General features: G+C 69.1%; 14 protein-coding genes. 1 reads left to right on the forward strand and 13 read right to left on the reverse strand.

Going from position 1 to position 13,513, the window contains the following annotated elements; all coding sequences use genetic code 11:
- The 7 genes from IAI59_RS20060 to IAI59_RS20090 form a co-directional block, all read right to left on the reverse strand.
- Entirely contained in the window at positions 1-1,131 is a 1,131-nt protein-coding gene (locus IAI59_RS20060) for a M24 family metallopeptidase (RefSeq protein ID WP_207415142.1), read from the reverse strand.
- Positions 1,131-2,198 (reverse strand): ABC transporter substrate-binding protein, encoded by a 1,068-nt coding sequence (locus IAI59_RS20065; RefSeq protein ID WP_207415141.1) that lies wholly within the window; start codon positions 2,196-2,198, stop codon positions 1,131-1,133. The genes IAI59_RS20060 and IAI59_RS20065 overlap by 1 nt, the downstream gene beginning before the upstream one ends.
- Before the next feature lie 17 nt (positions 2,199-2,215).
- Positions 2,216-2,914: a type 1 glutamine amidotransferase gene (locus IAI59_RS20070; RefSeq protein ID WP_207415140.1), complete on the reverse strand. Its 699-nt coding sequence runs from the start codon at positions 2,912-2,914 to the stop codon at positions 2,216-2,218.
- The gene (locus IAI59_RS20075) at positions 2,911-3,576 is read right to left on the reverse strand and encodes a GntR family transcriptional regulator (RefSeq protein WP_207415139.1); all 666 of its coding nucleotides are present in this window, start codon (positions 3,574-3,576) and stop codon (positions 2,911-2,913) included. The genes IAI59_RS20070 and IAI59_RS20075 overlap by 4 nt, the downstream gene beginning before the upstream one ends.
- 70 nt (positions 3,577-3,646) lie before the next feature.
- The gene (locus tag IAI59_RS20080) at positions 3,647-4,690 is read right to left on the reverse strand and encodes a C-terminal binding protein (RefSeq protein ID WP_207415138.1); all 1,044 of its coding nucleotides are present in this window, start codon (positions 4,688-4,690) and stop codon (positions 3,647-3,649) included.
- Positions 4,690-5,367 (reverse strand): RraA family protein, encoded by a 678-nt coding sequence (locus IAI59_RS20085; RefSeq protein WP_207415137.1) that lies wholly within the window; start codon positions 5,365-5,367, stop codon positions 4,690-4,692. The genes IAI59_RS20080 and IAI59_RS20085 overlap by 1 nt, the downstream gene beginning before the upstream one ends.
- Before the next feature lie 70 nt (positions 5,368-5,437).
- A complete protein-coding gene (locus IAI59_RS20090) occupies positions 5,438-6,403 on the reverse strand; it encodes a Bug family tripartite tricarboxylate transporter substrate binding protein (protein WP_207415136.1) in 966 nt (321 codons plus the stop codon).
- Between the two features lie 55 nt (positions 6,404-6,458).
- On the opposite strand from IAI59_RS20090, the gene IAI59_RS20095 reads away from it, so the two are divergent.
- Positions 6,459-7,439 (forward strand): LysR substrate-binding domain-containing protein, encoded by a 981-nt coding sequence (locus IAI59_RS20095; protein WP_207415135.1) that lies wholly within the window; start codon positions 6,459-6,461, stop codon positions 7,437-7,439.
- 10 nt (positions 7,440-7,449) lie between these two features.
- On the opposite strand, the gene IAI59_RS20100 is transcribed toward IAI59_RS20095, so the two are convergent.
- From IAI59_RS20100 to IAI59_RS20125, 6 genes are all read right to left on the reverse strand, one after another.
- Complete coding sequence (locus IAI59_RS20100; RefSeq protein ID WP_207415134.1) at positions 7,450-8,730, reverse strand: MFS transporter; 1,281 nt, start codon at positions 8,728-8,730, stop codon at positions 7,450-7,452.
- Between the two features lie 97 nt (positions 8,731-8,827).
- Positions 8,828-9,760: a LysR family transcriptional regulator gene (locus tag IAI59_RS20105; protein WP_207415133.1), complete on the reverse strand. Its 933-nt coding sequence runs from the start codon at positions 9,758-9,760 to the stop codon at positions 8,828-8,830.
- 183 nt (positions 9,761-9,943) lie between these two features.
- Complete coding sequence (locus IAI59_RS20110; protein ID WP_207415132.1) at positions 9,944-10,717, reverse strand: cysteine hydrolase family protein; 774 nt, start codon at positions 10,715-10,717, stop codon at positions 9,944-9,946.
- An 11-nt stretch (positions 10,718-10,728) separates the two neighbouring features.
- Entirely contained in the window at positions 10,729-11,724 is a 996-nt protein-coding gene (locus IAI59_RS20115) for an ABC transporter substrate-binding protein (protein ID WP_207415131.1), read from the reverse strand.
- A gap of 16 nt (positions 11,725-11,740) precedes the next feature.
- Positions 11,741-12,613 carry an ABC transporter permease gene (locus tag IAI59_RS20120; protein ID WP_207415130.1) on the reverse strand — a complete coding sequence of 291 codons (873 nt, stop codon included), beginning with the start codon at positions 12,611-12,613 and terminating at the stop codon, positions 11,741-11,743.
- A gap of 39 nt (positions 12,614-12,652) precedes the next feature.
- Positions 12,653-13,450 carry an ABC transporter ATP-binding protein gene (locus tag IAI59_RS20125; RefSeq protein WP_207415129.1) on the reverse strand — a complete coding sequence of 266 codons (798 nt, stop codon included), beginning with the start codon at positions 13,448-13,450 and terminating at the stop codon, positions 12,653-12,655.
- Positions 13,451-13,513: the final 63 nt, after the last annotated feature.

Consider the following 13,513-nt stretch of genomic DNA (forward strand, 5'->3'; position numbering starts at 1 on the left):
TCAGGTCACAAACAACTGGCGGGGGAAGCTGGTCAGCCGCTCCACCCCCGTCTCAGTGATGGCGATGGTCTCAGACATGCCGAAGCCCCGCGCCAGCACGTAGGTGTGAAACACCATGCCGGGCTGGAAGGTCCAGTCGCTGCCGGGCGCGGCCTCCAGCGGCTCGCCACCATTGGGCTGCAGCAACAGGCCGACGGAGTAGAAGGTCTTGTTGGTGTAGGTGTCGCGCAGCCCGGCGGACAGCACGCCGTCGCGGTAGATGCCGTCCGGCACCGCCGCCGGCACGCCCGGCGCCACGGCTGCGATGGCGGAGTCCTGGATCTGCACCAGCTGTTCCACCACACGGTGGTCCTCGTCCGTCGCTGCGCCCACCTTCATGGGCCGCATGAAGCGGGCGTGGTAGTGGCGGACATTGGGGGTGCATTCCAACTGCACCACGTCGCCCCGCGCCAGCACGCGGTCGGAATAACCGCCGTGCAGGTGGAAGGCCCGCTCGCCCGAGGACAGCACGCCCGGTCCCGGCAGGTCGCTGCCGGCGCGGATCATGGCGGCGCAGATCTCGGCCGCCATCTCGCGCTCCGTCGCGCCCTCCACAGCACTCTCGATGCCGGCGCGCATGCCGGCCTCGGCGGCGCGGGCGGCGAGGCGCTGGTAGTCGATCTCGCGCGGCGACTTGATCAGCCGCATGCGGGACACGAGTGTCCCCGCATCCTCCAGCACCGCGCCCGGCAGGGCTGCCTGGATGGCCAGAAAGCGCGCGGCGTTCAGCACCCAGGCGGACATCTCCACCGCCACGCGGGGCCGGTCGCCCAGCGCGGCGCGGATGGCCTGGATGCCGACCTCCACCGGCACGTCGCTGTCCGTCCACAGGGCGCGGCCAGAAAAGACGCAGGTGGCATCAAGGTAGTAGGCCTCCACGTCGCGCGCCACCAGCACCGGCTCGCCCGATGCGGGGATGATGGCGAACTGGAAGGTGCCGTAGGCGCGGGTGAAGTAGCCGGTCAGCCAGGTGACGGATTCCGGCAGGAAGGCCAGCAGGGCATCCTGCCCGGCTTCCCGCAGCGCGGCCTGCACGCGCGCCACCCGCGCGAGGTAGTCCCCGCGCGGGAACCAGGGGGTCGCGATGCTCATCAGTTGCCCTGCATCACGGCGGTGTACTTTTCCTGCGCTTCCTGGCCGTGCTTGGCCCACCAGTCGATATCCATGAACAGGGCGTTGGCCAGCCGCTGCGGGGTGGACGGCAGGCGGTCCTGGCGGGAGGCCTCGATCAGCGGCAGGGCGTCCGTGCGCGTCGGGCCGTAGGCGACATAGCGGCTGAAGCGGGATTGCGCCTCGGCCGTGCTGATGTAGCGCAGGAACTTCACCGCCGCGTCGCGGTTGGGCGCACCCTTGACGATCATGAAGTAGCCGACCTGCGGGATGCTCTGCTCCCAGGCCATGGCGATGGGTAGGCCCTCGTCCATGCCGGCCTGGAAGCGGCCGTTCCAGCCCAGCGCCATGGTGGCGTCGCCGCTGCCCAGCGCCTGCACCGGCTGCGCGCCCGAGCCCCACCACACCGCCACATGCGGCCGCAGCGCGCGGATCTTGTTGAGCGCGCGCTCCATGCCGGCGGGGGTGGAAAGGGTGGCGTAGACCTCGGCTGGTGCCACGCCATCGGCGATCAGCGCCGCTTCCAGCACCGTGGCGGGCTTGTTGGGCAGGGTGCGCTTGCCGGGGAAGCGCTGCACGTCCCAGAAGTCGGCGAAGGTGGACGGGCGCGCGTTGGGATAGGCCTTGGTGGAATAGCCGATCAGCGTCGAGAAGATCTCGGACGGCACGCCGTAGGGATTGCGCGCGCCGGGGATCACCTGGGACTGGTCCACCATCTCGTCCGTGATGCGCTCGAACAGCCCCTGCTGCACGCCCAGCATCAACCCGGCGCCGCCGGCGGTCACCACGTCCCAGGCCACCGAGTTGGTTTGCACCATGGCGCGGATCTTGGCGGGCTCCGGCCCGGTGTCCTCGGTCACGGACACGCCACTGGCCTTGGCGAAGGGGTCCAGCCAAGCCTGGCGGATGGCGTCCTGGTAGGCGCCGCCCCAGGAGGCGAAGACCATTTCCTCGGCCCTGGCCGCCGGCGCGGCGCCGGCGAGGGCGATGAGCACGGTGGCCGCGAGGCCGAGGACGCGCACCGAACGCGCGGAAAAGCGACGTGTCATGATGATGTTCCTTGGGTTCACTGCAGGCAGAGCCGGGCGAAGTTGTGGATCATGGTCTTGGCCGGCAGGGCTTCGCTGGCAGATTGCTTGAGCTCGTCCACCACCGCGCCGTCCTTCTCAAGCCGCGGGCGGCTGTCCTCGAACCAGAGCTGCGCCTGCTCGCGCGTCACTTCCGGGTGGCCCTGGATGCCCCACACCTTGTGGTCGCGGAAGCGGAAGATCTGGTTGGGGCAGAGGTCGCTGGTGGCCAGCACCTGCATGTCCGGGTGGCCGGCGCGCACCTCGTCGTTGTGCCACACGAACATGTGGACCCGATCGCCCATCTCGGCGGCGACCGGGTCGCGCGCCGCGGCGGGCGCCACGTCCAGCCACTTGTAGCCGACCTCGCAATTCGCGCGGCGGAACACCTGATCGCGGCCGCATAACGCGGAGGCGAGGATCTGGTGCCCGAAGCAGATGCCGAGCATCGGGATACCCAGCCCGTCGGCCTCGCGGATCAGCTCGTGCTCGCGGTTGATGAAGGGCACGTCCTCGTAGGCGCCATGCGGGCTGCCGGACAGGAAGATGCCGGCATAGCCGTCCAGGCTGTCCGGGAACTCGCCCTGAAAGGCCCAGCGGACATCCACCTCCAGCCCCTCCGCCGCGAAGCGCTCGTCCAGCCGGGCGACGGACACGCGCTTCGGCCCGTTGGAAAGAAACAGCAGCTTGCGGCTCATGGTGCGGGGCTCCTTTGCAAGGTGGCGATGATGGCGTCGCGCGCCTGGTCGATGTGATGCTGCATGCGGTCCCGCGCCTCGTCCGGTGCGCGGGCCTCGATGGCGTCGAGGATGGCGAGGTGCTCCCGCCGCCCGCTGCCAAAGCGGGCGGGAATGCGGTGCAGCCCGAACATGCGGGTCCGCTGACGCAGCTCGCCCACCAGCCGGCGCAGTTCGATGTTGCCGCTGGCCCCGGCGATGCCGAGGTGGATCACGTCGTCCACGGCCCAGTGTGCCTCGTCCGTGGTCATGCCGCGGTCCGACATGCCCAATATCGCGCCACGAATGGCGCCAATCTCGGTCGTGTCCATTCGCAGTGCCGCCTGGCGGGCGGCGTCGCCTTCCAGCAGTCGGCGGATGGCCAGGATGTCCGCGATCTCGTGCAGCGTGATGGTGGCCACCACGAGCTGGCCGCCGTTGCGGGCCAGCAGGCGCTCGCCTTCCAGCCGCCCCAGGGCGTCGCGCACAGGGGTGCGCGACAGGCCCAGCAGGTCGGCCAGCCGCCGCTCCTGCACCGCCTGCCCGGCGGCCAGCTCGCCCTGCAGCAGCATGGCGCGGAGCCGTCCATAGGCGACGAGGGCAAGGTTTGCGTCGGGCGGCGCGGTTGCGGTGGCCAGGGTCATGCCCTTGGCGTTGCAAGTGGTATGCCAGTGGAATTCCACCCCGGCGGCGCCGTGCCGCCGGTCAGGCGCGTTAGGCCAGGGCCTCCCGCTGAGGCGTGCGCGCGGGAGCGGTCAGGAACTCTGCGTTGACGCAGGTCCGCAGCAGGCCGTCGCGAAGGTAGGCCATCAGGTAGGTCATCGAGAGGCGGCGGATGTCGAGGATGCTGGCCGTGCTGTAGAAGGCGGCGTGCGGCGTCAGGATCAGCCGCTCGTCGAGCCATTCCTCGCCTGCCGCCCAGGCGCGGATCAATGCGTCATCGCGGTCAAGCGGCTCTTCCTCGAAGACGTCCAGCCCGGCGGCGTTGAGGTGGCCGTCGCGCAGCGCCGCGTGCACCGCGTCGAAGTCCACGATGCCGCCACGCGCGGTGTTCACCAGCACCGCGCCCTGCGGCAGCGCCGCGATGGCGCGGGCGTCGATCATGCCGGCGGTCTCGGCGTTCAGCAGGCAGTGGATGCTGAGCAGGTCGGAGCGCGCCAGCAGGTCCTCCAGCCGGTCGAACCGCTTCCAGCCGAAGGACAGGTGGTGGCCGGACGGCAGATGCGGGTCGTAATAACCCACCTCCATGCCGAAGGCCTGGAAGCGCAGCGCGGCGGCGGTGCCGATGCGCCCCATGCCGATGATGCCGACGCGCAGGCCGCCCAGCCGCTTGACAGTCCGGAGCAGCCGCGCGTCCCAGCTGTCGTTGGAGCGGCGCAGCCGACGGTCATAGGCCTGCACGCCGCGCAGCAGCGCCAGCGCCAGCGCCACGGCGTGGTCAGCCACCTCGGTGGTGCCGTAGTCGGGCGTGTTGATCACCGGGATGCCGCGCGCGCCCGCCGCGCGCAGGTCCACATGCCCGTAGCCGACACCGCCCTGGGCGATGCAGCGGCAACGCTCCAGTTTCGCGATGATCTCGGCGGGCAGCCGGTGCGCGCTGCGGCAGTTCAGCACCGCGTCGGCCTCCGCGTAGTCGGCCGGGTCGGGCAGCGTCCCGCGCACGGAGCGTCGGAACATCAGCTCCACGCCGGGGCCCGCCGCCGCCTCCTCCAGGTCCGGCACGGTGTCGAACAGCGGGTCGATGACCAGGATCTTCATCACCGCTGGCTCCCCCAGAAGGCGATCAGCGCTTCGGCGTCGAAGCCGGGCGCGCGGGCGGTGTCGATCATGGCTTTCTCCTGGGCCAGCAGTCGTTCGATCGCGTCCGGCAGGGCCGCGAGGTATTCCGGCGGGATGGTCATGGCGCCGTGCCGGTCGGCGTGCAGGATGTCGCCGGGGCGTACCCGCAGGCCGAGCACCTCCACCGGCTCGCCGATGCTGCGGATCTGCGTGAAGCCGTTGCCCAGGCAAACGCTGCCGGCCAGCACGCCGAAGCCGCCCAGCGCGTCGAGGTCGCGCACCGCGCCATTGGTGATGACGCCCGCGCAGCCGAGGCCAAGATGGATGGCGGCATGTACCTCCCCCCAGATGGCGCCGAGGCCTGCACGCTCCCCCACATCCTGCATCGCCACGATGCGCGGCCCGGCCCCCTGCCCGGCCATGCGGTAGTAGGCGAAGCGGATCGCGTCCTTTTCCGCCTGGCTCATCGCGGCGGGGCGGTCGGAGGTCATGGTCGCGGTGACGGCACGGCCCACCATGCGCAGGCCGGGGTGCGACACGACGGGGGGCGCCAGCGTCAGTCCCTCCGTGCTGTGTCCGCGCAGCTTGGTCAGCGCGTTCCAGACGGTGGGCGTGTCGAACTGCTGGAGGTGGTCGAGGATGGCATCCGGCGTCATGCGAGATCCAGGGGCGCCGCGCGGCGGGCGGGCGGCGCCTGCTAAGCAGGGTGGGCGGGCTGGCCGGCGGTCAGTCCAGGGTGATGTTTCCGCGGCGCACCGCCTGTGCCCAGCGCTCCGCGTCCTCGGCCAGGGTGCGCGCGAAGGGGGCGGGGCCGTCCGCCACGGAAACCATGCCGAGCGGCGCAAGCCGCGCGACGATCTCGGGCGCCTGCAGCGCGGCGCGGGCGGCGGCGTCCAGCCGCGCCAGCACCGCCTCCGGCGTGCCGGCACGCGCGACCAGTCCAATCCAGACCGGCGCGTCCATGCCGGGGATGCCCTGCTCCGCCGTGGTGGATACGCCGGGCAGCTGCGGCAGCCGGGCGTCCCCCGCCACGGCCACCGGGCGCAGGTCACCGTGGTCGAGCTGCGGCTTGACCGACGCGATGGAGCTGAGCGTCATATCCACCCGCCCCGCCGTCAGGTCGGTGGCCGCCTGGCCTGTGCCGCGATAGGGCACATGCACAAAGGTCGCCCCCGTCTGCTGCGCCAGCAGCTCCATCATCAGGTGAGTGACCGAGCCATTGCCGGGGGACGCGTAGGTGACCCGGCGCGGGTTGGCCCGCGCGAAGGCCACCACGTCCCGCAGCGTCGGCTGCCGCAGGGAGGGCCCGGCGGCAAAGACATAAGGCACGTTGACCAGGTGCGTGACCGGCGCCAGGTCGCGCATCGGGCTGAAGGACAGGTTGTGCTGCAACGCCGCCGCGATGGTGATCTGCCCGCCGGAGGCCACCAGCAGGCTCAGCCCGTTGGGCGCGGACTGCGCCACGGCTTCTGCCGCGATCAGCCCGGCGGCACCGGTGCGGTTCTCCACGATCACGTCCTGCCGCAGCGCCTGCGCCATGCCCGGCGCCAGCAGCCGCGCCAGCACGTCCACCGACCCGCCGGGTGCGAACGGCACCACGAGACGAACCGGGCCACCCCCGCCCTGCGCGCGGAGGGCGCCTGCGGGCAGGGTGATGCCGGCAGTGGCCAGCAGCGATCTTCGTGTCAGCACCAAGCACCTGCCTCCCCGCCCATGAGTGAGCGGCGATCATTTCCGGAGCCGGCGCATGGTGTCCAATCGTATTGTTTCGGCAAGTCTTGCAGAAATGCTATCGATGGCCGCCATGGTAACCCATCGCATGATCGAGGCTTTCCACGCCGTGGTGCAGGGCGGCGGCGTGACGCGGGCGGCGGAACTGTTGAACGTGTCGCAGCCTTCGGTGAGCCGACTGATCTCCGATCTCGAGACACGCATCGGCCTGCGTCTCTTTGAGCGCCGGGGCGCCCGCCTGCGCGCGACGCCGGCGGGGCTGGAACTGTTCGACGAAGTGGAGCGGTCGTTTCTCGCCCTCGGGCGCGTGGAACAGGCTGCCGCCGTCATCCGCGACCGCGCGGCCGGTGCACTGGCCGTCGCTGCCATGTCGGCCCTGGGCTATTCGCTGCTTCCCGGGTTGCTGGCCGAGTTGCGCAAGGCCGGCGCGCCGCCGGTCCGGCTGCACGTGGTGCCATCCCAGGTCGCGCTGGGGATGCTGGCGTCGCGGCAGGTGGACCTGGCTTTCTCGACCATTCCGCCGGCCGCCGCGATCGGGCGGCCGGTTGGCCACTACGCGCTGGAAGCGCAGGCGATCCTGCCCCCCGGGCACCCGCTCGCGGCAACAGCCGGGCCGGTTGAAGCGGCGGAGCTTGCGGCGTTTCCGATGGTGGCGCTGAGCACCGGCTCGCTGGCCCGGGCGGACACGGACCGGGCGTTCTCGGCGCTCGGCATCCGCCCCACCATCGCGGTGGAAACAATGCAGGCTCATTCCGCCGCGCAACTGGTCGGGGCGGGCATCGGCTTCGCCATCGTGGATCCGATGACCGCATCGGCGTACCGGGCCACGGGCGGCTGGGTACGGCCTTTCCGGCCACGTCTCGATATGAGTTTCAGCGCATATTCCTGGCATCAACCGGGGGAGATGCCCTGGACGACCCGTCTGGTGCAGATGGTGACCCAGGCCATCGACCGATCGGATGAGGTATCATCCCGGCCAAGCGTGCCAGCGGCGTGACGCGCGCGCGCTACGTCGGGTTGGCCGGCCCAGGCCGGGGCTGCCCGGCAGGGGCGTCCGTCTTATCCGGGTCTGAGGTCCGGGCTCCCGCTGTTTCCGGGACCACCCGATAAACCCATAGTAGATTCGCCAGGAACAGGACGCCGGTCAGCACGAACACCCAGCGGATGCCTGCGAGCGCCGCGACGCTGCCACCCACGAAAGGCCCCAGGAAGCTGCCAAGAAAGGTCGCGGAGGCTGTCAGGCCATAGGCCAGGCCACGGCGCTGGGCGGGCACCAAGCGGCCAACCAAAGCATTGGCCGTCGGCAGGATGCCGCCAAGAAACAACCCTGCCCCGAAGCGCAAGGCCACGAAGCCGTCATAGCTGCCAATCCAGGCCTGCGGCAGGGTTGTCACCGCCGCGCCGGCCAAGCTGATCAGCAACACCTTCCGGTAGCCGAGCGTGTCGCTGCGCTTGCCGAGAAAGGGTGAGGCAAGCAGATCCGCGAGTCCGGTGACGGAGAAAGCGAAGCCGGCCAGCGTCGCCAGCGCCGCCTTGTTGCCCAGCAGCTCCTGCACAAACAACGTGATCACCGGCTGCACCGACCGGACGCCGAATTGCGCCATGAGCAGCACCAGGAACAGCGAGGAAAGGCCCTGGATGCGCCACAAACTCCGAAGCGCCGCCATTCCACCGGGCCCGCCCTTCTTTCCAGACAGGGAATCATGCTGGCGTTCCCGCACAGCGGCGACCGTCACCAGCACGGCCAAGGCCGCCGTGGCCGCTGTGAAAAAGAACACCATGCGGCTGCTGCCCGTCGTGTCGGCGATAAGCCCCCCGATCAGCGGCCCCGCAAGCGAGCCAACCAGTTGCCCGGTGCTGAGCCAGCCCAGCGCGTAGCCCAACCGCTGTTCCGGCACCTGGGTGGCGACCAGGGCGATCGCGGCTGCGGAAAAGCCGCTGAAAGCGCCCATGAGGCCCCGCAGTGTGACCAGCTGCCACAAGGATTGCGAGAAGCCCATCAACAGGGTGAAGGCGCAGATGGCCATGCTGGACCGCAGCACCATGGTCTTGCGCCCGAAGCGATCCGCCAACGCGCCCCAGAGCGGCGAGACCAATGCCGCAACCAGGAAATTCAGCGCGTTGAGGACGCCTGACCAGAACTCGATGGACCCTGGCGCGGTGACGCCGACCTCGGGCAGGAAAAGGGGTAGAACCGGGCTGAGCACCGACAGCGCCACGCTCATGATGAACTGCACGCCGACCATGAGCCAAAGGACGCGCAGGCTTGCGGGGGAGGCTTCGGACACCGGTGAGCTCCTGGCCGATGGCGGCGGTCGCATGGCAATGCAGCAACGGTTATGCCAGTGACAGGCGCTGGTTTCGCCCGATGTTGCAGGGGGCCTGCTATGTGAAGTCGACGGCCTCCTGCAGCAACCTGGGCCAGGTCCGGGCAGCGTCCTGCATGGCGGCCCTGCTGCTTCCGGCCAGGGTGGCCGGCACGTCGAGCCACCGGCCAGCGGAGGCCAGCAGAAAGAGGGCCCGCACGGGGCGGGGCGGGGCGAGGCCCTGATAAGCAATGCGGCCAGGGTCCGGCTTCGCTGAGGCGAGGTACAAGGGTGTCGAAATGGTCCAGCCCAGCCCGGCCTCGACCAGCTCCAGGGTTGGAGCGATGGAATCGCACTCAATGCTTTGCCTGGGGGAAAGCCCTTCGCGGGCCAGGTAGTCTTGCACCGACCGCTCCATGCGGCTGCCTGTCGCGGGGCGGATGAAGGGCAGCTCCCGCGCCTGCGCCGCGAGGCCCAGCTTGCCACCTGCAACCGGAACGGCCGCCACCAGCTCCTCGGTGCACAACCGGAAGCGGTCGAGGTGCGGAACCTCCTCGATGGGCTCGCTGCAGATCAGCATGTCGACCCGCCCGGCCACAAAATCCTGCACATAGGTGGAGCTATGGCCGGAGCGGAGATCCAGATCCCCCACCAGCGGCCGCAGCGCGGACACCACGGCGGGGGTGATGTGGCGGGCCACGCTGTCGGCCATGTAGACCCGTAACCGGGGCAGCAGCCGGCCCCGATAGGCGGCGAGGTCGTGCAGCAGATCCACCTCGGCCTGCAATAGCGCCTGGGCGCGGTCCCGTAGCAGCCCGCCGGCTGGTGTCAGCCGCAGGCCCCGCGCGGTGCGCTCGAACAGCGTCACCCCCGCATCACGTTCCAAACGCTGCACGATCTGGGAGACGGCCGGCACGGAGCAGCCCAGTTCCCGCGCGGCAGCCGCCATGGTGAGGCCGCGGCTGACCGTCAGGAACTGGTTGAGCAGGCGGAGATCGAGGTGGTCTGGCATCGGCATCCTGCTGCGGGCAACTGCTGCGGATGAAGCGGATGCCTCCGCATCGTGCAGGGCAGGGTTAAGCGTGCGCTTAAGTCTTGCCGTTGACCGGGACATGGAAAGCCCTGGAAGGCCGGGCCTTCCAGGGCAGAACGTGGGCTTGCAGGCGACGGGGGCCGATCTTTGGCCCGCGCCGGCTTACTCGGCGGCCACGGAGAAAGGCCGCACGCCCTCGCCGGAAGGCAGCTCGAACAGCCCGTCCGGCAAGCTTTCGATGAAGCTCAGGGTTTCCTCCAGCTTCACCACGTCGGCATATTTCGCGTGCATGTCGCACAGGTTGATCGCGTGGCTGGCCTCGCTGCGGTCGAAGCACCCTTCTTCGATCACCGAGATACGATAATTGAGTGAAAAGGCATCCAGCACCGTGGCGCGCACGCAGCCGGAAGTGGTGGTTCCCGTCACCAGCACGCTGTCCGCACCCAGCAGCGTCAGGAATGACGCCATCGGCGTGCCGGCGAAGCCGGACGGCTTCAGCTTGCTGATCACCAGATCCTTCGGGCCGGGTGCGATCTCATCGACGATGTCATTGCCATCACGGTTGGTCACCGGCACCTTGGGCGCCTCGCCGTTGCGGCGGTTCTTCCAGGACCAGGAGCCGGCATCCCAGTTGTCGGCGCGGCGGGTGCCGGTGGTGTAGATGATCGGCAAACCCTTGGCGCGCGCGGCCATGACCAGCTTCGCGATGGCGGCGACGCCGTCCCAGGCTTCCTCGCCGCAGGAATTCCGCCAGCGCTTGATCGATTCCAGGATCGGCTCGGGCTTGTCACCACAGAAGGCATAGTTGACGTCGATGATCACCAGGGCCGGGCGCTTGCCGAAGCCCTGGCGCGCGCCGTATCCGGCGGCGGCGAAGACGGCCTTGTCGCGCTCCGTCAGGAACTTGTTCCACACGGGTTCGTCGGTGCTGCTCATGGTCGTTCTCCTTAAATGCTGGCGGCGACGCGTTGCTGGAACTGCATGTCGATGATCGCATCGTAAGGCACGTCGGTCTTCAGGATGTCGGCGGAACGGACAATACGGTGCGCCGTGTCCCACGAGGCGGCACTGATCATGCCGTCATGGCTCCACAGCTCATCAGCGAAGCTCCGGTCCAGCGTCGCCTTCAGGTCCTGCGCGGGGGCGGTGGGCCATTCGCGGCGGGCGAAGTCGGCCGCCGCTGCGGGGTCGGCGTAGGCGGCCTTCAGACCGCGCGCCACGGAACGCACAAAGCCCTCCACCAGCTTCGGGTCGTTCTGCACCGTTTCCAGCCGGACGTTCAGCGTCGAATAGGCATAGGGGCCGAATTCGCGCGGCACATTGAACCACGGCGCGTCCCAGACACCCTGGGTCATGCCCTGGGTCAGGATCGGCTCGGCCACCACCGCCACGTCGGCGGCACGGGCGCGCATGGCAGCGAAGATCGGTGCATTGGCCAATTCGCTCAGCGTCACGTCCCGTCTGGCATCCAGGTTCCACTCGCGCAGCAGAAAGCGCGTGATGGAGTTGGGCGTGCCGCCGAACAGGCCGGTCGCGATGGTCTTGCCGTGCACGAAGGCCGCGAAGTCGCGGCCTTGCGGTGCCGTGCCCTTGCGCGCCACGAAGTAGACGTTGCCGCGGTCCACGACGTTGCACACGGCCCGCAGTTCCGCGCCCTTCGCCTTGGCAAAGGCATTGTGCTCCGGCCCGCCGATAAAGGCGAAGGCCTGCCGCGTCAGCACAGCATTGGTATGGCTGGCGCCGCCTTCCACCGTCAGGACCTTCAGGTCGAGCCCCTCCTCGGCGAAGAAACCCTTGTGCTGCGCCAGGTAGAGCGGAAGGTAGCCGACCAGGTGGCCGGGCTCGGCCACGATGATCTCGCGCTTCTGCGCGCGGGCGATCCGGGGTGCGGCCAGGGACGCCGCTGCGGCCAGCAGCAGAGGGCGACGGGACAGGAGCAACATGGGTTTTCCCTCCTTGTCAGTGACGAATGTGCTTCATGAGCACGCGTTCGAGCTGCGACACCGCGACGTACATCAGCACCGACATGGCGGAGAGCACGAGCACCGCTACCCAGACGAGGCCGATCTCATAGGTCTGGCCGGCATACAGGATGGTGCGGCCGAGGCCGTGCTGGGACGAGATGAACTCGCCCACCACGGCGCCCGTCAACGCCAGGCCGATGTTGACGCGCAGCACGGAAATGCCCCAGGGCAGGCAGGCGGGCACCACCAGTTTGCGAAAGACTTGCCACCGCGAGGCGCCGAGCGAATAGAGCAGCCGCTCATGGTCGCGGTCCACCGCCTTGACGCCGGAATAAGTGGTCAGCGCCGACACGATCACCGTCAGCGCCATGCCCAGCGCGACCTTGGAGCCGAGCCCGATGCCAAAGACCAGGATCACCAGCGGCGCCAGCGCCAGCTTCGGGATGGACTCGAAGCAGATGATGTAGGGCTGCACGATCGCCGCGTAGTTGCGTGACCACCAGAAGGACAGCCCCCAGGCCGTGCCGCACACCGTGCCGAGCACGAAGCCCAGGATGGTGGCGCGGAAGGTGTACCACGCGTCGATGGCCGCATCGCCGCCTTCCAGAAAGAGCATGAAGGTCTGGGCGATGGCGGAGGGGCGCGACCAGAAGAAGGCGTCCACCGCACCCGTTGCGGCGCCATACTCCCAGGCACCGATCGCGACCGCGAGGATGCCGAGCTGCGCCGCCAGGATCATCCAGCCGGGCCAGACGCGTTCCTGCGGCAACCGGCGCGCCTTGAAAGGTGCCAGCCGCGGCCTTGGCGGTGACACGCCGCTGGCCATGGACGCATCGGGAGGTGACGGGGGCGCGGGGCTTTGCAGCATGCGGATGGCTCTCCTCGGGGCGCTCGGTTCGCGGTGGTGTCAGGCGGCGTGGGCGTCGTCCATGAGAGTGTGTCCAAGCAGATCGAGGCACTGCTCCTTCAGCGCCACGAAGTCCGCCCCCAGCACGATCGAGCGCGGGCGCGGGCGGCGCAGCGGCACGTCCAGCTTGGCCACCACGCGACCGGGGCGCGCCGCCATCACATAAATCGTGTCGGACAGGTAGACGGCTTCCTCGACGTCATGCGTGACGAACACCACGGTCTTGCGGAAGTCCTGCCAAATCTGCAGCAGCCATTCCTGCATGCGCGACCGGGTCTGCGCGTCCAGAGCGCCGAACGGCTCGTCAAGCAGCACGATCTCGGTGTCGAACAACAGGGTGCGTAACAGCGCCGCGCGCTGCCGCATGCCGCCGGACAGGGCCGATGGGTAGGCGTTCTCGAACCCGCCCAGGCCGTAGCGGTGCAGATAGGGCAAGGCATAGGCCCTCGCTTCCCGCACCGAGGCGCCGCGGATCTCCAGGCCCAGGATCACGTTGTCCAGCACCGTGCGCCAGGGCAGCAGAAGGTCCTTCTGCAGCATGTAGCCGACGCGGCCGATGGTGCCGGTCGCATCCTGGCCGTCGATGACGATCACCCCGTCACTGGGTGTCAGCAATCCGGCCATGGCGTTGAAGATGGTGCTTTTGCCGCAGCCGGAGGGACCGATGAGACTGACAAAGGTACCGGGGTCGATGGACAGGTCCACCCCTTCCAGCGCCACAAACTCGCTCCCGTCCGGACGCCTGAAGCGCTGTTGCACCGAACGGAGTTCCACCTTGGGCATGGTTCGCGGGCTCATGGGGTCCTCGCATTGCCATGGCAGCACCTGAGTGCACTGCACATGGATGAAGGTAAAGCAATT

Source organism: Roseomonas haemaphysalidis, assembly GCF_017355405.1.
Classification (GTDB): domain Bacteria; phylum Pseudomonadota; class Alphaproteobacteria; order Acetobacterales; family Acetobacteraceae; genus Pseudoroseomonas; species Pseudoroseomonas haemaphysalidis.